16 protein-coding genes are annotated in these 17,863 nt (G+C 68.7%); 7 read left to right on the top strand and 9 right to left on the bottom strand.

Annotated elements, in window-relative coordinates:
* Positions 1–25: 25 nt before the first annotated feature.
* Positions 26–1,270, bottom strand: coding sequence for an SMP-30/gluconolactonase/LRE family protein (locus tag AC0IZJ_RS12585; RefSeq protein ID WP_471850150.1), 1,245 nt, complete (start codon positions 1,268–1,270; stop codon positions 26–28).
* A 64-nt stretch (positions 1,271–1,334) separates the two neighbouring features.
* Here AC0IZJ_RS12585 and AC0IZJ_RS12590 point away from each other — a divergent pair, with 64 nt between their 5' ends.
* The 5 genes from AC0IZJ_RS12590 to AC0IZJ_RS12610 all read left to right on the top strand — a co-directional run bounded on the left by AC0IZJ_RS12590 (position 1,335) and on the right by AC0IZJ_RS12610 (position 6,351).
* Positions 1,335–2,339 (top strand): TRAP transporter substrate-binding protein, encoded by a 1,005-nt coding sequence (locus AC0IZJ_RS12590; protein WP_471850152.1) that lies wholly within the window; start codon positions 1,335–1,337, stop codon positions 2,337–2,339.
* Positions 2,340–2,454: 115 nt separating this feature from the next.
* Positions 2,455–3,072, top strand: coding sequence for an ANTAR domain-containing response regulator (locus AC0IZJ_RS12595; RefSeq protein ID WP_471850154.1), 618 nt, complete (start codon positions 2,455–2,457; stop codon positions 3,070–3,072).
* A 326-nt stretch (positions 3,073–3,398) separates the two neighbouring features.
* Complete coding sequence (locus AC0IZJ_RS12600) at positions 3,399–4,646, top strand: CmpA/NrtA family ABC transporter substrate-binding protein (RefSeq protein WP_471850156.1); 1,248 nt, start codon at positions 3,399–3,401, stop codon at positions 4,644–4,646.
* 3 nt (positions 4,647–4,649) lie between these two features.
* Positions 4,650–5,546 carry a nitrate ABC transporter permease gene (gene ntrB, locus AC0IZJ_RS12605; protein ID WP_471850158.1) on the top strand — a complete coding sequence of 299 codons (897 nt, stop codon included), beginning with the start codon at positions 4,650–4,652 and terminating at the stop codon, positions 5,544–5,546.
* A 4-nt stretch (positions 5,547–5,550) separates the two neighbouring features.
* Positions 5,551–6,351: an ABC transporter ATP-binding protein gene (locus AC0IZJ_RS12610; protein ID WP_471850160.1), complete on the top strand. Its 801-nt coding sequence runs from the start codon at positions 5,551–5,553 to the stop codon at positions 6,349–6,351.
* 90 nt (positions 6,352–6,441) lie between these two features.
* Here the strand turns inward: AC0IZJ_RS12610 and AC0IZJ_RS12615 are convergent, their stop codons facing one another.
* The 6 genes from AC0IZJ_RS12615 to AC0IZJ_RS12640 all read right to left on the bottom strand — a co-directional run bounded on the left by AC0IZJ_RS12615 (position 6,442) and on the right by AC0IZJ_RS12640 (position 11,051).
* Entirely contained in the window at positions 6,442–7,077 is a 636-nt protein-coding gene (locus tag AC0IZJ_RS12615) for a PEP-CTERM sorting domain-containing protein (RefSeq protein WP_471850162.1), read from the bottom strand.
* 139 nt (positions 7,078–7,216) lie between these two features.
* On the bottom strand, positions 7,217–7,987 hold the full coding sequence (locus tag AC0IZJ_RS12620; protein WP_471850164.1) for a LytR/AlgR family response regulator transcription factor: 771 nt from the start codon (positions 7,985–7,987) through the stop codon (positions 7,217–7,219).
* Positions 7,984–9,033 carry a sensor histidine kinase gene (locus AC0IZJ_RS12625; RefSeq protein WP_471850166.1) on the bottom strand — a complete coding sequence of 350 codons (1,050 nt, stop codon included), beginning with the start codon at positions 9,031–9,033 and terminating at the stop codon, positions 7,984–7,986. Before AC0IZJ_RS12625 ends, AC0IZJ_RS12620 begins: the two co-directional genes overlap by 4 nt.
* Positions 9,030–10,127 carry a sensor histidine kinase gene (locus AC0IZJ_RS12630; protein WP_471850168.1) on the bottom strand — a complete coding sequence of 366 codons (1,098 nt, stop codon included), beginning with the start codon at positions 10,125–10,127 and terminating at the stop codon, positions 9,030–9,032. Before AC0IZJ_RS12630 ends, AC0IZJ_RS12625 begins: the two co-directional genes overlap by 4 nt.
* Before the next feature lie 55 nt (positions 10,128–10,182).
* A complete protein-coding gene (locus tag AC0IZJ_RS12635; protein ID WP_471850605.1) occupies positions 10,183–10,731 on the bottom strand; it encodes a PilZ domain-containing protein in 549 nt (182 codons plus the stop codon).
* Positions 10,617–11,051 (bottom strand): hypothetical protein, encoded by a 435-nt coding sequence (locus AC0IZJ_RS12640; RefSeq protein ID WP_471850170.1) that lies wholly within the window; start codon positions 11,049–11,051, stop codon positions 10,617–10,619. Before AC0IZJ_RS12640 ends, AC0IZJ_RS12635 begins: the two co-directional genes overlap by 115 nt.
* 337 nt (positions 11,052–11,388) lie before the next feature.
* On the opposite strand from AC0IZJ_RS12640, the gene AC0IZJ_RS12645 reads away from it, so the two are divergent.
* Both AC0IZJ_RS12645 and AC0IZJ_RS12650 read left to right on the top strand, forming a co-directional pair.
* The gene (locus AC0IZJ_RS12645) at positions 11,389–11,958 is read left to right on the top strand and encodes a DUF1134 domain-containing protein (protein WP_471850172.1); all 570 of its coding nucleotides are present in this window, start codon (positions 11,389–11,391) and stop codon (positions 11,956–11,958) included.
* A gap of 61 nt (positions 11,959–12,019) precedes the next feature.
* Positions 12,020–16,057 carry an LAGLIDADG family homing endonuclease gene (locus AC0IZJ_RS12650; RefSeq protein WP_471850175.1) on the top strand — a complete coding sequence of 1,346 codons (4,038 nt, stop codon included), beginning with the start codon at positions 12,020–12,022 and terminating at the stop codon, positions 16,055–16,057.
* A gap of 19 nt (positions 16,058–16,076) precedes the next feature.
* Here the strand turns inward: AC0IZJ_RS12650 and AC0IZJ_RS12655 are convergent, their stop codons facing one another.
* Both AC0IZJ_RS12655 and AC0IZJ_RS12660 read right to left on the bottom strand, forming a co-directional pair.
* On the bottom strand, positions 16,077–16,445 hold the full coding sequence (locus AC0IZJ_RS12655) for a hypothetical protein (protein WP_471850178.1): 369 nt from the start codon (positions 16,443–16,445) through the stop codon (positions 16,077–16,079).
* Between the two features lie 338 nt (positions 16,446–16,783).
* On the bottom strand, positions 16,784–17,863 hold the full coding sequence (locus AC0IZJ_RS12660; protein WP_471850180.1) for a substrate-binding domain-containing protein: 1,080 nt from the start codon (positions 17,861–17,863) through the stop codon (positions 16,784–16,786).

The raw sequence follows: 17,863 nt of genomic DNA on the forward strand, positions 1-17,863 counted from the left end.
CCACAACCCCGGGCTGAGCGCGATGTCAGCCCCGCAAGGGCACCGCCACGATGACCGGCGGGCGCGGCGGCGGGCGACCGGCGTCGATGCGCCCGCCAGGCAGCCAGAGCCGGACGTGCGAGTTCGCCAGCACATGCAGCGCGCCCGCGACGACGACGCCGGTGGTCGGCTCGTCGAAGTCGGGGTGGTGGTGGGACTGCAGCACCCGGGCCGAGGCGATGCGCGTGCCGCCTTCTGCCAGCTCGAAGCGCAGCACGCGGCCGGGGTTGACGGTGTTCTGGATGCCCACCAGCGCGCCGTCCGCCCAGTAGAGCCCGTCGAGGCCGCCGCTGACCACGTCATCCGGCTGCAGCAGGCGCGTGACGTCGCCGCCCGGCAGGCCGACGCGCAGGATGCCCGTGCTGCCCGTCACATAGGCAGCGCTGCCGTCAGGCGCGAGGGCCACGCCGTTGGCGCCGCGCAAGGCGCCGTCAGCACCGACGCGACGCAGGCCGCCGTCGCTGCCGATGCGCCACAGGCTGCCGGCCATCGAGTCGGTGACGAGCAGGCTGCCGTCGGGCGCGAAAGCCAGGTCGTTGAGTTGCTGCGACTCGGGCACAGCCACGCGCAGCACGCGGCGGCCGTTGGCCAGCGACCAGCACACGACGACATTGCGGCGCTGCTGCTTGGCACTGTCTTCAAAGCCGTTGGTGCTGACGGCGCAAAGCTGGTCGCGCGGGGCGTCGACGGCCAGCCCGAGCACGGCGTCGAGCGCGTCGGCCGGTGTCGACAGCGCCCGCATGCGGCCCTTCATGTCCACCGCCAGCACGCGCCGCTCGGCAATGCTGCCCAGGTAGTAACTACGGCGCCTGGCGTCGTAGGCGACGCCCTCGGGGATCAGCCGCGCCGCGTTCGCCGGCAGGCGCAGCACGACGGGCGCATTGGGCGTGCGCGGCGTCTCGGACAGCAGCCTGGCCTGCAATTCGCTGAAGCCCGGTTCATCGGCCAGCGTGTCGAAGCCCAGGTCCGCCAGCGGCAGCAGCCCCAGGCCGCGACCCTGCAGCCGCAGCAGCGTGGCAACGGCGCCGCTGCGGTCACCGGCCTGCGCCTGCGTCATCGCTTCGTAATGGACGAGCAGGCCGTCGCCAGGGCGCTGCTGCTGAAGCATGCGGATGCGGGCGAGCTGCGCCTCCACCGCGGCGGCAGCCTGGGCATGGACGGCGCCGGGCAACAAGCCGGTCAGCGCCACAAGCAGGGTGACGACGGTGCGGCTCGGCATCATGGGTTTCATGCGCAAAGTCTAGGTTGTGGAACTCCACATGCCGTGCGTCACGCGCGGGCGCGAAGATGCGGCCATGACCTCCGCCCGTCGCCTCCTGCTGGCCGCCGCGCTCGCCCTGCCCCTGGGCCCGGCGCTGGCCCAGACCCCCATCGTCATCAAGTTCAGCCACGTCGTGGCGCCCGACACCCCCAAGGGCAAGGCGGCGCAGCGCTTCAAGGAGCTGGCGGAGGCCAGGACCGGCGGGCGCGTCAGGATCGAGCTCTACCCCAACAGCCAGCTCTACAAGGACAAGGAAGAGATGGAGGCGCTGCAGCTGGGCAGCGTGCAGATGCTGGCGCCGTCACTGGCCAAGTTCGGGCCGCTCGGCGTCAAGGCGTTCGAGGTGTTCGACCTGCCCTATCTGTTCAGGGACACCGAGGCCTTCCGCGCCGTCACCGACGGCCCTTTGGGCGCCGAGCTGTTCCGGCAACTGGAGCCCAAGGGCATACGCGGCCTGGCCTACTGGGACAACGGCTTCCAGATCATGAGCGCCAACCGGCCGCTGCGCCAGGTGGCCGACTTCAAGGGTCTGAAGATGCGCATCCAGTCGAGCAAGGTGCTGGATGCACAGATGCGCGCCCTGGGCGCCGTGCCGCAGGTGATGGCCTTCAGCGAGCTCTACCAGGCGCTGCAGACCGGCCTGGTGGACGGCACCGAGAACGTGCCGAGCAACCTCTACACGCAGAAGATCTTCGAGGTGCAGAAGCACATGACGCTGTCCAACCACGGCCACCTGGCCTATGCGGTCATCGTCAACAAGAAGTTCTGGGACGGGCTGCCCACCGACGTGCGCGGCGCGCTGGAGGTGGCGGTCCGGGAGTCCGCCGTCTACGCCAATGCCATCGCCAGCACCGAGAACGCTGCGGCGCTGCAGGGCATCAAGGCCAGCGGGCGCACGCAGATCCACACGCCGACGCCGGCCGAGACCAATGCCTGGAAGAAGGCGCTGATGCCCGTCCACCAGGAAATGGCCTCGCGCGTGGGCCAGGCCACCATCGCGGCCGCCTACAAGGCGGCAAGCTTCGTCGCGCCGCGCTAGTGCACGCGCCGCGTGCCGGTGCCGTTATGGCGGCCAGCGGCACCGCCGTGGTGCCGCGACGGAAGCTGGCCCAGCGGGGCGCCATTGAGGCACGCAACTTGCACTGGCCCGGGGCATGGACACGCCCCCGTTCCCTTTGGCCGGCCTGCGCGTGCTGCTGGCGGACGCCGGCCAGCGCCGCAGCCCCGTCATCCGCCTTGAGCTGATCCGGCTGCGCTGCCAGCTCGTGGATGTGCTCGACCTCGTCGCCGAGCCCCATGCGCTGGGCAACGCCCTGCAACGCATGGCGCCCGAACTGCTGCTGATCGACTGTGAGCAGCCCGCGCCCGAGCTCCTCGCCCAGCTTGCCCTGGCCCAGCTGCAGCGCCCACGCCCGGTGCTGCTGGTGGCCGAGCAGATGGCGCCCGAGCAGATGCGCGCCGCGCTGCGCGCCGGTGCCAGCGCCCTGCAGCTTGCCGGCCTGCCGCCGCAGCGCCTGGGCGCGCTGATGCAGCTGGCCCTGGCACGCTTCGAGCACGACCAGGCCCTGCACCAGGACCTGCGCCAGACCCAGACCCAGCTCGCCGAGCGCAAGCTCGTCGAGCGTGCGCGCGGCATCCTGATGCGCGAGCAGGGCCTGGATGAAGAGGCTGCCTTCCAGCGCCTGCGCCAGCTCGCCATGACCGGCGGCCAGACCATGGCCAACGTGGCCACACGCCTCATCGACGCCGACCAGCTGCTGCGCGCACGCTGAGCTGGGGCTCAGCTCGCCGCCTTGGGGCGCGGCGCACCACAAGCACTTCCGCACCACGCACCGGCGCGACGCAAACGGCACGCCGCAGCGCCAGCCGTGCGCCGTGCGCGTGCAAATCCTCACGGTCGGCCAGCCGAAAAAGCTGGCACGCAACCTGCTGAAAGAGGCTTGAGACCTGCAATGGCGCAGGTCTCTCGGGCCGACCGGCTTTGAATCGGTTGGCACTTCGGGACAACGACGTCCGACCTCCCCTATTCGTCTTCGCGACCCGCTGCGTCGGCGAGAGCGTGGCCGCCGTTGCACCCTGCATGACCCAGGAGCCTGTGATGACCGCCTTCGATAACTCGACCACCACGCCCCACCCGCAACGCCGCAGCCTGCTCGCCGCTGCCGCCGCACTGCCCTTCGCCGGTTTGGCCGGTGGTGCCTGGGCCCAAGGATCGGACAAGCCCGAGAAGGAAGAAGTCCGCATCGGCTTCATCCCGCTGACCGACTGCGCCTCCGTCGTCATGGCCTCCGTGCTGGGCTTCGACAAGAAGTACGGCGTCAAGATCATCCCCACCAAGGAAGCCTCCTGGGCCGGCGTGCGTGACAAGCTCGTCAACGGTGAGCTGGACATGGCCCACGTGCTCTACGGCCTGGTCTACGGCGTGCACCTGGGCACGGCCGGCCCCAAGAAGGACATGGCGGTGCTGATGCACCTCAACAACAACGGCCAGGCCATCACGCTGTCCAAGGCCCTGGCCGACAAGGGCGCCATCGACGGCCCGTCGCTGGCCAAGGTGATGGCCGCCAACCCGCGTGAATACACGTTTGCCGGCACCTTCCCGACCGGCACCCACGCGATGTGGATGCACTACTGGCTGGCCGCTGCGGGCATCAACCCGCTGTCGGGCGCAAAGCTCATCACCGTGCCGCCGCCGCAGATGGTGGCCAATATGCGCGTGGGCAACATGGACGGCTTCTGCGTCGGCGAGCCCTGGAACCACCGCGCCATCATGGACGGCATCGGCATCACGGCCAACACGACGCAGGACATCTGGAAAGACCACCCCGAGAAGGTGCTGGGCACGACGGCCGAGTTCGCAACCAAGTACCCCAACACCACGCGCGCCGTCATGATGGCCGTGCTCGAGGCCAGCCGCTGGATCGACGCCAGCCTGTCCAACAAGCTGAAGATGGCCGAGACGGTGGCGCAGAAGGCCTACATCAACACCGGTGTCGACGCGATCAACCAGCGCATCCTGGGCCGCTACCAGAACGGCCTGGGCAAGACCTGGGACGACCCCAACCACATGAAGTTCTTCAACGACGGCGCGGTGAACTATCCGTACCTGTCCGACGGCATGTGGTTCCTGACCCAGCACAAGCGCTGGGGCCTGCTCAAGGCCCACCCCGACTACCTGGCCGTAGCCAAGCAGATCAACCAGACAGCGCTCTACAAGCAGGCGGCCGGTGCCCTGGGCATCAGCATCCCCAAGAGCGACTTCCGCACCAGCAAGCTGATTGACGGCGTTGTCTGGGATGGCAAGGACCCGGCGAAGTACGCCGACGGTTTCAAGATCAAGGCGTAAATCATGGTCTCCGCAGTCTTTCATTCCCCCGGCGACGCAGTCGCCCCGGTCAACCCCGTTGCCATCACCCGCCCGGCCGTGGCCACTGCGGCCGAGCCGCCCAAGGCGGCGCGCAAGCGCACGCCGTTCGACTGGCGCGCCCTGGCGCTGCGCGTGCTGCCACCGGTGCTCGGCATGGCCGTGCTCATCGGCCTGTGGGGCATCGCCACGATGAAGGGTGGCAGCTTTCCCACCCCGGCCGCCACCTTCGACGCCGCCGTGAAGCTGTTCTCCGATCCGTTCTACAGCAACGGCCCGAACGACCAGGGCATCGGCTGGAACATCCTGAACTCGCTGGGTCGCGTCGGCATGGGCTTCGGCCTGGCGGCGCTGGTGGGCATTCCGCTGGGCTTCATCATCGGCCGCTTCGAGTTCGCCAACCGCATGGTGTCGCCGCTGATCGCGCTGCTCAAGCCGGTCTCGCCGCTGGCCTGGCTGCCCATCGGCCTGCTGGTGTTCAAGAGCGCCAACCCGGCCGCGATCTGGACGATCTTCATCTGCTCGATCTGGCCCATGGTCGTCAACACGGCGGTCGGCGTGCAACGCGTGCCCGAGGACTACCTCAACGTTGCCCGCGTGCTCAAGCTCAGCGAGTGGAAGGTCATCACGCGCATCCTGCTGCCGGCGGTGCTGCCCTATGTGCTGACCGGCGTGCGCCTGTCGGTCGGCACGGCCTGGCTCGTCATCGTCGCGGCTGAAATGCTGACCGGCGGCGTCGGTATCGGCTTCTGGGTCTGGGACGAGTGGAACAACCTCAACGTCGCCCACATCATCATCGCCATCTTCGTGATCGGCACCGTCGGGCTGCTGCTCGAATGGGCGCTGATGACCCTTGCCAAGCACTTCACGTTCGAGGATTGATGCCATGACCAAGCCGTTCATCCAAGTGCAGGACGCCGAGATGGTGTTCACCACCCGCAAGGGCCGCTTTCATGCGTTGCAGCACGTCAACCTCGATGTGCAGCGCGGCGAGTTCATCACGCTGATCGGCCACTCCGGCTGCGGCAAGTCCACGCTGCTCAACCTGATCGCCGGCCTGCTGAAGGCCACCGACGGCGTGCTGCTCTGCGACGGCCGCGAGATCGCCGCGCCCGGGCCCGAGCGCGCCGTGGTCTTTCAGAACCATTCGCTGCTGCCGTGGCTGTCTTGTCTGGACAACGTGCTGCTGGCGGTCGAGTCCGTCTTCGGCGGCAAGGAAAGCGCCGCCCAGCTCAAGGTGCGCGCCCGCGCTGCGCTGGAGCTGGTGGGCATGAGCCACGCGCTGCACAAGCGTCCGCACGAGGTCTCGGGCGGCATGAAGCAGCGCGTCGGCATCGCCCGCGCGCTGGCCATGGAGCCCAAGGTGCTGCTGATGGACGAGCCCTTCGGTGCGCTGGACGCGTTGACACGCGCGAAGCTGCAGGACGAGCTGCTGAAGATCGTGGCGCGCACGCAGAGCACGGTGATCATGGTCACGCACGACGTGGACGAAGCCGTGCTGCTGTCGGACCGCATCGTCATGATGACCAACGGCCCGGCGGCGACCATCGGCGAGATCCTGGAGGTCGGCATTCCGCGCCCCCGCTTGCGCGTCGAACTGGCCGAGAACCCGCGCTACATCGCGGCGCGCAAGGAGGTCATCGACTTCCTGTACACGCGGCATGCGCATGTGGAGCAGGCGGCTTGATGGCCTGAGGCTGCCTCGCGAGGGGCGCGTCTGCAGCGGCAAAAAAAAAGCCCGGCAGTGCCGGGCTTTTCAAGCAGGGCGGAGGCTGTCTCAGCGACGACGACGCGCCAGGCCGAGGCCCAGCAGGCTCAGGCCGACCAGGGCCAGGCTGGCGGGCTCGGGCACGGTGTTGGCCGTGCCGCTGAGCTGAGCGCGGAATGCGCCCACGCTGCCCGTGTCCTGCACGACGAATTCCAGCGTGTTGATGCCGGCCACGAAGCCGCTGCTGATGCTGAAGGCATGCAGCGACGAGAAGTTGCTGATCGAGACGCCCGGCAGCGAAATGCCGGTGCTGCTGCCGTTCAGCAAGATGTTGATGCCGGTGTTGTCAGCGCCCCAGAGGCCGTTGATCAGCGCAGAGGTTTCGTCCAGACCTGTGAGGTCGAACGTGGTGCGGAAGGTCAGCGTCGTACTGGTCGGTAGGCCGTTGGCCTGCGCCCAGACCCACTGCGAGCTGGCATTGTTGGCGGCGTAGCTGCCGGGCAAGGCGGTGCGCACGATGACGGGGCCGCCGGTCGGCTGCAGGAAGTAGTGCGCATCGACGCCGGCGCCGGCCTGCGGGTTGCCGGCGGCATCCAGGCCCGTGCCGAACAGGCCGAGGATGGGCGCGGCGTGTGCGCTGGCCGCCACCACGACCGAAACCGCCAGGGCGGAGAAGCTGTTGCGAAGAAGGTGTGTGGCGAACATGGCGGCTCTCGGTTGAAGTTTCCGGTCCATGCGCAAGTTCCAGGCCCGGCGCCGATAAGCCATGCGAATCAACGGCTTGTCGGAATCCGGTTTTATTCGTAAGTGGATGTTGTAAAGCCGCTCGACATGCCGCTGATCGCTACATCTGCCGAAACAGATGCGCGCAGCTCTCCGCCACCAGCAGCATCTCGCTGCCGTGCTTGAGCTTGATCTGCATGCGGCCCCGGAAGTCGCGGCTCACGCTGCCGATCGCATTCACGTTCACCAGTGTTGAGCGATGGATCTGCCAGAACTGCTGCGGATCCAGCTCATCGATGAGCTCCTTCAGCGGCTTGCGGATCAAGGCCTCGCCGTCCTTCAGCGCCAGTCGCGTGTACTTGTTGTCGCTCTGGAAAAACATCACCTCGTCGACCGTGATGAGGCGCAGGGTCTGGCCCACAGATGCGTTGATCCAGCGCAGCGGCGCGCGTGACGCCGATGGCACCGGGCGGGCACTGAGCTGCTCCAGCACGCCGCCCAGCGGCGCCGGGGGCTGGCCCTGGCCCAGCCGCGCCTTCAGCCGCGTGATGGCCGTGAAAAGCCGCGCGCCGGCCAACGGCTTGAGCAGATAGTCGACCGCGCCCTGGTCGAAGGCGGCGACGGCGTATTGGTCATACGCGGTCACGAAGACGACGTGGCAGCGGCCGCCCACCTGGCGGGCCACGTCGATGCCGGTCGCGCCGGGCATCTCGATGTCGAGGAAGAGGATGTCGGGCTGATGCCGGTCCAGGAGCCGGAGCGCCTCCAGGCCGTCGGCCGCCTCGCCGACGATGCTGAGTTCAGGCCACAGCCGGTCGAGCTGCTCGACCAGTTCGCCGCGCAGCGCGGCTTCGTCTTCGGCGACCACGGCGGTGGGAGCGAACAAGCTCATGACGGCAACTCAAGTGTGAATTCTGTGCGGCCCTGGCCGCTGGTGCAGACGAGTTTCGCGCCCAGCACGGTCAGGCGCTCGCGCAGCGAAGCGAGGTCGGCATCGTCGCTGCACAGGCCTTCCTGGTCGAAGCCCAGCGTGATGTCCCGGCCGTCGCCCTTCAGCCAGCAGCGCTGCGGGTGCCCCAGGCGCAGCGCGCGCTGCACCAGCGGCAGCAGCAGCATGGGCGGCAGCGATGTGGCGCCGCGTGATCCCAGCTCACAGTCGAAGTCCGGCGGCTGGCCGTTCAGGTCGCGCAGCAAATCGAGATAGCTGGCGATCAGCTCGGCCTCGCCGCCGAGCGTGGCACCCGATTCGCGCAGCCGCGGCAGGGCCACGCGCAGGTGGCGGATGAGGCGTTCCAGCCTCGCGCTGGCGGTCGGGTCCTGACGCGCATAGGCCTGCTCGACCGAGACGAGGGCGTCGAAAAGCAGGGCCGGGTCCATCTGCGCCTGCAGGGCCGCCAGCCGGGCGCCCAGCGCGTGGCGGCGCAGCTGGCTGTGCTCGCGCAGCAGGTCCTGCGCGGCCTGGTCCTGACGGCGCCGCAACGTGCGGAACTCCAGCATGCCTACCAGCATCAGCGCCGGCATGAAGACCCACAGCGTGTCGCCGACAAGGGCCGAGATGCGGAAGAAGTTGCAGCTGGGCTTGCCATGCTTGGCGGCGTACAGGTCGCACATGGAGGGCCAGGGCAGCGTGGCGGCCAGCGGGTAGATGATGGCCATCGTCAGCGCCGAGCCCAGCAGCGTGGCGCCCACGAGGCGCGCACGCCGCGCCGGATGGATGGGGCTGCTGCGCGCCGCCGGCAGCCAGCACAGCAGCAGCACCGCACAGCTCACCACGGGCAGGCCCAGGTGGCGGCCGAGCAGCTGGGGCAGGCGGTCGCCCACGTCGACCTCGACCAACGAGGTCAGGTCGATGGCGCCGAACAACAGCGCTGCCGCCACAAAGGTCAGCGCCTCGTGGAAGCGCAGCGAGCGCCAGGAGCGCAGCACATGGCCGATCACTGGAAGGCCTCCGCTGGCAGCCGCACGCGGGCCACCACGCCGCGCGGCTGCGCGGCCTCCAGCTCCAGCGCGGCCGCGTCGCCAAAGCGGGCGGCCAGCCGCGCCCGCGTGTTGGCCAGGCCCACACCGGCACCGCCACTGGCTGCGCCGAAACCCTGGCCGTTGTCGGCCACCTCCACCGTCAGGCCGCCGCCGTCCGCAGGCGCCGCACGGATCTCGATGCGCCCGCCCTCGGGCAGCGGCGACAGGCCATGTTTGACCGCGTTCTCCACCAGCGTAGGCAGCACCAGCGTGGGCAGGTGGGCATGCAGCAGCTCGGGCGGCACGGCGATGTCGAAGGTCAGGCGCTCGCCCATGCGCATCTGCAGGATGGCCAGGTAGTGGCGCACCAGCTCCAGCTCGTCGGCCAGCGTGGACTCGTGCCGGCGCATGCCCGGCAACGCGGCTCGCAGGTAGGCGATGAGGGCCACCAGCATGTCGCGGCCGCGCTCGGGGCGGGTTTCGTACAGGCGCTTGACATTGGCCAGCGTGTTGAACAGGAAGTGCGGCTCGATCTGCGCGTTCAGCGCCGACAACTGGGCCTCGGTCTGCTGCGTCTTGAGCGCCTCGCGTTCGCGGAAGAGCTGGGCCAGTTGATCGCGCCCCTGTCGCTGTGCCCGGCTGACCAGCAACAGCGCATAGGCCATGCCGCCCAGCAGCGTCCAGACGGACATCGTCGAAACGGCCCAGCCCAGCTTGACCGGCATGGTTTCGTCGAAGGTTGACACCGCATAGCGCAGCCAGGTGCCCAAGGCAGCGCCGAGGCCCACGGCCAGGGCCTGCACGGCCAGCTTGACCGGCAGCGGCCAGCGCCGCCCGGCCAGCAGGGCTTCGGCCAGCGCGACCAGCAGCATCAGCGACAGCCCGGTCAGCAGGCATTGGCGGCTGAAGCGCACCAGGTCGAACAGCGCCCCGCTCAGATTCGCGGCGCCGTCGTCATCGAACCAGCTCAACGAACGGGAGATGGCGTACAGCAGGCAGAAGTAGTAGACCCCCGCCAGCATGCGCAGATTGCAGACGCGGCGAAAGGCTTGCAGCGGGGTCATGTCCTCCATGCCGGCGATTCTCGGCGGCTGCCGGGCGCCCGGGGAGGGATGCGACGGACTGGGCTTAGGCGGCGCCCGCTGCGGCAATCAGCGCCTTGAGTTCCCGCTCCGACGCGGCCGGGTCGGCGAGGTTCACCTCGATGAGGCGGCGCAGATGGGTGATGGATTCCAGGTCGATGCTGCGGCAGAGCACACCGGCGTGGTGGCCTTCCACGTGGGCCAGCTCGCCGGCCATGGCGATGACGATGTCCGCGCCGGTCTCGCCGGCATCAGCGCCCAGCGTCAGCTTGACGAGACAGGGCATGCCGGCCTGCGGTGCCTCGCCATCAGGCAGCTGCAGCAGCACGCCCTTGAGTGAGATGTCGACGACCTGGCAGTGCAGCAGCGCCTGCGTGGTGATCAGTTCGGCGCCGGCGGCAAAGGCGACGCGGGCAAATTGGCGGCGTTCGGTGCTGATGATGTTCTCCCGGTGGGCGACCGACGTCGGGTCTGCCGATGCTAGACAAATGGCTCCAGCGCGCCAGCCGCGCCAAAAACGGTGCTGTGCTCCACGGCCTGCTGCAGCCGGTCGGGCGCCAGCGAGGCCAGCCCCATGGCTTCGAGCATGAACCAGGCGGCACGCAGGTAGGCGACGATCTCCTCGCGGGTGGCGTCGGCCGGGGCGGGCTCCTCGTCCCAGTCGCGTGCCTGCGTCTGGCGCGGCGCGACGACGGCGGGCCGGTGCGCTCGCGCGATGCGTGCCAACAGCTCGCGCATGTCCACCGTCGCGCTCGGTGCGTCGATCAGCCGCACGAGGTCGCCCAGCTGCTGCTCGGCCGCAGCAGCCAGCAGGTGCGCCGCCTGGTCCGCCCCGCCGGCCAGATACAGGCCGGCAGCGAGGTCGACGTATTCAAGGGCGGCCGAGAGGCGCTGGAGGTCGGGGTTGGGTGACATGGGTGGGCCTAGAAACGGCAGTGGAGCGCGACCGCAGGGGCTGCTAAGGGGCGCGCTGGCAAGGCGTGACGGCGCTGCAGGCGCGTGCCCGCGAGAAGGAACAACGCAGCCAGCGTGCGCCAGCGCAGTCCAGGCGGGCGTGCAGCGTCGTCACCCGGATGGTGAACGCTGCCGTGGGGCCAATCGGGTGATGAGGCAAAAGCTTGCATGCGCTGGAGAGCGGTCCATTGCCGTTTCTAGGCCCAGTCTAGGCCGTGTCTATCGGAAACGCTCGGCCGGACTTCACGCTGCTTTGTTTATGCTGGCCCGCTCAAGGAATGCCCTAAGGAGCTCCCGAATGTTCGACCGCCGCCAGCACCTGCAACACCTCGCCGCCCTGGCCACCGCCTCGGCCCTGCCTGCGATGGCCGCCGACGACATGGACAGCACCTACGACGAGGACTCCATCGTCAAGGCTGCCACCGATTTCTTCGGCCAGACGACCGAGGGCCTGGCCAAGGTCATCGAGAAGGCCTTCAAGGAGCAGGGCCGCCCGAATGCCTATATCAAGGGCGAGGAGGCGGGCGCCGCCATCACCGTCGGCCTGCGCTATGGCAACGGCGAACTGATGATGAAGGGCGGCGGCGCCTCCAAGGTCTACTGGGCCGGCCCGTCCATCGGCTTCGACCTGGGCGCCAATGCATCCAAGGTCTTCACGCTGGTCTACAAGCTGCCCAAGGCCAGCGCCATCTACCAGCGCTTCCCCGGCGTGGACGGCAGCCTTTATTACATCGGCGGCGCCGGCATCAACTACCAGCGCCTGAACGGCATCACGCTGGCACCGATCCGCCTGGGCGTGGGCCTGCGCGCTGGCGCCAGCGTGGGCTATCTGCACTACCGGCGTGAGAAAAGCATCAATCCGTTCTGACCGCTGAGTCGCGCCACAGGCGGGCGTAGACTGTATTTCCATACAGCATTGCGAGGTGATTGTGAGTACCACCACCGACCTGCCCGTGCAGGACATTTCCAGCGAAGTTCTGATCGAAAAGTACGCCAAGGGCGGCGAGCAGACGCCCGACGAGCTGCGCGAGCGCGTCGCCCGTGCCCTGGCCCAGGCCGAGAAACCGGCCGACCGCGCCCGCTGGGCGGCCGCCTTCCTCGACGCACAGAAGCGCGGTTTCGTGCCGGCCGGCCGCATCATGTCGGCCGCAGGCACCGAGCTGTCGGCCACCCTCATCAACTGCTTCGTGCAGCCCGTGGGCGACTCCATCGCCACGACCGAGGACGGCGTGCCCGGCATCTACACCGCGCTGACCGAGGCGGCCGAGACGATGCGCCGTGGCGGCGGTGTCGGCTATGACTTCAGCCGCATCCGCCCGATGGGTGCGTGGGTCGGCTCCACGCGCAGCCATGCTTCCGGCCCGATCAGTTACATGCGGGTGTTCGACCGCAGCTGCGAAACGGTCGAAAGCGCCGGCAGCCGGCGTGGCGCGCAGATGGGCGTGCTGCGCTGCGACCACCCCGACATCGAAGCCTTCATCCACGCCAAGGACCAGGGCGACCTGCGCAACTTCAACATCTCCATCGGCGTGACCGATGCCTTCATGGAGGCGGTGCAGGCCGACGGCACCGTGGAGCTGGCGCACAAGGCCCAGCCCAGCGCCGGCCAGATCGAAGCCGGGGCCTACCAGCGCGGCGACGGCCAATGGGTCTACCGCAAAGTGCGCGCCCGGGACCTGTGGGACCAGGTCATGCGCTCCACCTACGACCACGCCGAGCCGGGCGTGCTGTTCCTGGACCGCATCAATGCCGACAACAACCTGCATTACTGCGAGACGATTGCGGCGACGAATCCGTGCGTGACCGCGGATACGTGGACGATGACCAGCGAAGGCCCGCGCCAGGTGAGCGCGCTGATCGGCAAGCCCTTTCATGCCATCGTCGACGGCAAGGCCTATGCGACGGAGTCGGCCGGCTTCTTCGCCACAGGCGTGAAGCCGGTGTTGAAACTGTGCACCCGCGAAGGCCAAGCGCTGCGCCTGACCGGCGACCACCCGGTACGCCGCGTCACGCGCAAGACGCGCTATCTCGTCGAAGCCGAATGGGTACCTGCTGCCGATGTGCGCTCCGGCGACGAGCTGATGCTGCACGACCACCGTGCGCTGCAAGGCTGGGACGGCCCGCGCAGCGAGGCCGAAGGCTATCTGCTGGGTCTGCTGATCGGCGACGGCACGCTGAAGGTCGACAAGGCCGTGTTGTCCGTATGGGCGCCTGAGCTGAAGGCCGTCGGCAGTGATGTGAGCCACCGGCCGGCCAGTGTCGACAGCGTCATGCGCGCCGCCGAGACGGCGATGCAGCTCGCTATCGTCAGTCGCGCTGATTTCAAAGGCTGGCAGCGACCGATAGCCGGCCGTGGCGAGTTCCGACTTGCCTCCACTGGCTTGCGTGATCTGGCGGAGGTGTTAGGCGCGACGCCTGGCAACAAGTGCATCACGCCGGCCATGGAAGCCACTTCGTCGGACTTCCATCGAGGCTTGCTGCGCGGTCTGTTCGATGCCGACGGTTCCGTGCAGGGCGCGCAGGACAAGGGTGTCAGCGTTCGCCTGACGCAGGCCAATTTCGCGCAGCTGCAAGCCGCTCAACGCATGCTGGCGCGGTTGGGCATTGCCTCTGCGATCTACCGCGACCGCCATCCTGCGGGCGTGCAGCGCATGCCCGACGGCCGTGGCGGCGTGGCCGATTACGAGCGCCGTGCCGTGCATGAGCTGGTCATCAGCGGCGACAACCTGCGGCGCTATGCCGAGCAAGTGGGTTTCGAAGACAGCGCCAAGCAGTCGCGCCTGGAGGAACTGCTCGGCGCCTATCGCCGCGAGCTGAACCGCGAGCGCTTCACGGCCACGGTCGATGCCGTCGAGCCCGATGGCATCGAGGCGGTCTACGACGTGACCGTCGAGCATGTCCATGCCTTCGATGCGAACGGCTTGTACGTACACAACTGTGCCGAGCAGCCACTACCGCCCTACGGCTGCTGCTGCCTCGGCTCCATCGACCTGACGCGCTTCGTGCGCGACCCGTTCAGTGCCAAGCCGGCCTTTGACGAGGTGGGTTTTGGCGAAGTCGTGGCCGTGGCCACGCGCATGCTGGACAACGTGCTCGACGTGACGCCCTGGCCGCTGCCCGCCCAGCGGCAGGAGGCCGCCAACAAGCGCCGCGTCGGCCTGGGCTTCACCGGCCTGGGCGACGCCCTCGTCATGCTGAACCTGCGCTACGACACACCCGCCGCGCGCGACATGGCCAGCCGCATCAGCGAGGTCATGCGCGACGCGGCCTACGCGGCCTCCAGCGACATCGCCGCCGAGCGCGGCAGCTTCCCGCTGTTCAATGCCGACCTGTACCTGTCAGGGGGCAGCTTTGCGTCTCGCCTGCCGCAGGGCCTGAAGGACAAGATCCGCGCCCAGGGCCTGCGCAACTCCCACCTGCTGTCCATCGCCCCCACCGGCACCATCAGCCTGGCTTTTGCGGACAACGCCAGCAACGGCATCGAGCCGGCGTTCTCATGGACCTACACGCGCAAGAAGCGTCTCGGCCAGGCCGAGGGCGGGGGCTTCAAGGAGTACGCGGTCGAGGACCATGCCTGGCGCCTGTACAGGCATCTCTTCGGTGCCGACGCGCCGTTGAGCGACGCCTTCGTCACGGCGCTGGAGCTGAGTGCGGCCGATCACGCGTCCATGGTTGCGGCCGTCGCGCCCTACATCGACACGTCGATCAGCAAGACGGTCAACGTGCCGGCGGACTATCCGTACGAAGACTTCCAGAACCTCTACATCCAGGCCTGGGAAGCCAAGCTCAAGGGCCTGGCCACCTACCGGCCCAACAGCGTGCTGGGGTCGGTGTTGAGCGTGACACCGGAGGTCAAACAGCCCGAGCCGCTGCGAGCGGACGTGGACGGCACCAACCAGCGCCTCAAGGTCGAGCGCCTGCCCACCGCCGTCGTCGCCTCGCTGCGCTGGCCCAGCCGCCCCGACATGCCCGGCGGCAACCCGGCCTGGAGCTATCTGATCCAGCATCCGCACGGCGACTTCGCCCTGTTCATCGGCGAGCTGCCGCTGGAAGGGCCGGACGGCGGCCTGTTCGGTCGCAACCTGCCCTTCGAAGTCTGGGTCAACGGTGCCGAGCAGCCGCGTGGCCTGTCGGCGCTGGCCAAGACGCTGTCGATGGACCTGCGCACCAACGACGCCGCCTGGCTGCGCCTCAAGCTCGATGCGCTGGCCACGGTGGCCGAGGAGCGCGCCTTCGAGATGCCCATGCCGCCCGGCGGCGAGAAGCGCCTCTTCCCCGGCGTCGTCGCCGCCACGGCCGCGGTCATCCGCTGGCGCTGCGAGCAGCTCGGCGCCTTGCAGGAGGGCGGCCCCACGCCCGTGGTCGACGCCATGTTCAGCCGCAACGAGCCGCGTACAGGCACCTCGGGCACGCTGGCGTGGGCGGTCGACGTGGACAACCCGGCCACCAACGAGCAATTCACGCTGACGCTGAAGGAGGTGGTGTTGCCCACCCCCGACGGCGGCTCGGTCACGCGCCCCTGCGCGATGGGCTTCTCGGGCAACTATCCCAAGGCGCTGGACGGCCTGGCGCGCCTGCTGTCGCTGGACATGCGTGTCATGGACCCCGGCTGGATCGCGATGAAGCTGCGCAAGCTGCTCAATGTCGGCGAGCCGCTGGGCCATTTCATGGCGCCGGTGCCGACGCTGAATGGGGAGCGCCGCCAGCAGGTCTGGCCGTCGACGGTGGCCTATGTGGCCCGCCTCGTCATCCACCGCTACGCCATGCTCGGCATCCTCGACGAAGCCGGCCAGCCGCTGACCGACATGGGCCTGTTGCAGACACCGGCTCCGAAGCTTGCCGCTGCCACCGGCGCATTGCAGGTGCAGGCCGGCAAGCCTTGCCCCGAGTGCGGCAACGCGACCATGATCCACAAGGACGGCTGCGATTTCTGCACGGCCTGTGGGTATGTGGGGCAGTGCGGCTGACGACGAAGCGGCCCGCCGCCTAGCCAGGCGGTGTGATCAGCTTCACGGGCAACGGCTGGCGCCCGTCGAGCACGTCGGTCGTCACCTCCCGCAGCACGGTGACCCGATGCTGCCTCTGCCAGGCCTCCCAGAGCTCGGCGACATGGGCGTCGACACCGGGCGGCCCGTCGAGGGCGTAGGTACGCCCGGTCTTGGTGGTCACTTCCTCGGTGTCTGGATGCACGAAAGCTACGGCCGACGACACCTTTGCACAGTGGTCGTTGGCCAGATAGCCCACCAGATGCCAGCTCGGTGCGTCGTAGTTGGGCACTTGGACCTCCCATGCCCGCCAGCGAACCAGGGTGAGCCTGGGCTCCTGGGAATACGGCGTGGAGATCCAGAAGCTCATTTCACTGTCGAGATGTGGCGCGTTGGGTCAGTCCACCAGCGATGGGGAAGGCGTTCGCGGCTCGCCGCACGCGCTGGGAGTGGCAGCGCCACAGTGGCCGGACAGCGGTGCGCGAGCAGGCCGGTGCCGGGCCAAGGCTGACGAACCAGTTGGGCACCGCAAGTCTGAAAGGGGTTCTCATGCTGAAACCTCGGTCCGCGCAACCTTTGCGCCTCTGAACGATGCCTCTGCGGCAGGCGCATGGCTGTAGGACGTTGTGCCGCTTACATGCCGGCGGCACGGAATCCGCTGAACCGGGCCGTCGGGGCAGGACCCCCGCGGCCCGGGTGCCAAGCCGTTTACGGCGCTCTCACGCCGCTGGCTGTGCCGCCAAACCACTGCTGACGGTATTCGGCGCGGTAGGGCAGAGCGTCGTCGATGTCCTGCTTGCCGAGCCGGCCCAGCAGCTCCGTGGTGACGGCAATCGGCCGTGCCACCCGGCCGCTGGGCGGCTGTCTCGCGAAGGCCCGCCTCAGCTCGTCAGCGAGTTGCCACCCCTGCAGCATGGTCGGCTCGGCGATGGTGGCGATCTGCTGGGAGCGGCCGGAGCGGATGCGGCTCAGCGCCGTGCGCGAGCCGTCGCCTGCGGCGATGCCGACGATGTCGCGCCGGCCCAGGTCGGACAGCGGAAAGTGCATGGAATCCAGGTAAACGTCGTTGATCGCCAGCACATGGGTCCAGCGGGTGCCGAAGCGACGCTGCAACTGCTCCAGCGCCCTCGGCATCTCCCTGGCGGCGTTGCCGATCGGCATGTCCTCGACGGCCAGCAGTTCGCAATGGGCGCAGCGCGACAGCGTCTTGCGCATGCGCAGGGTCTTGATGTTGGCGATGTCGAAGCGGCTGTCGTTGAAGATGACGACGCCGGCGCGCGAGCCGCCGGCGCCGGTCACCAGCGCGGCGGCCATGTCGGCCACCACCTCGGGGTCGGTGCTGACGTTGACGAACAGCCTGGAGGCACCACCGCTCATCGGTGAGGCATGCCAACCCACCAGCACCGGCGGCGCCGCGGCTGCCAACCGGTCGGCGATGTCGGCCTCGTCAAAGCCTCCCAGCACCACGCCGTGTGCGCCCGACGCCACGGCCTCGTCGAAGAGGCGGCGGATGGTCGCCCGGTCGCCCTTGCCGTTGACGACGCTCAAGGTCCAGCCCAGTTCGATGCAGGCCTGCTCGAAGCCGCGATAGACGGCGGTGATGCCGCCATTGCGGAAGTCCTGCGCCAGGAAGACGACACGCCGCGAGCCTCCGGGTGCCGGTTCGCCCTGGGCCGAGGCTGCGCTGGCCAGCAAGGCGGCGAGCAGGGCCAGGACCGGGAAACGAAGCCAACGCGACAGCCATGGCGGCGACGGGGCGGCGCGCGGGCTGATGCAGGTGGCAGTCAT

Source organism: Roseateles sp. AC306 (genome assembly GCF_979253795.1).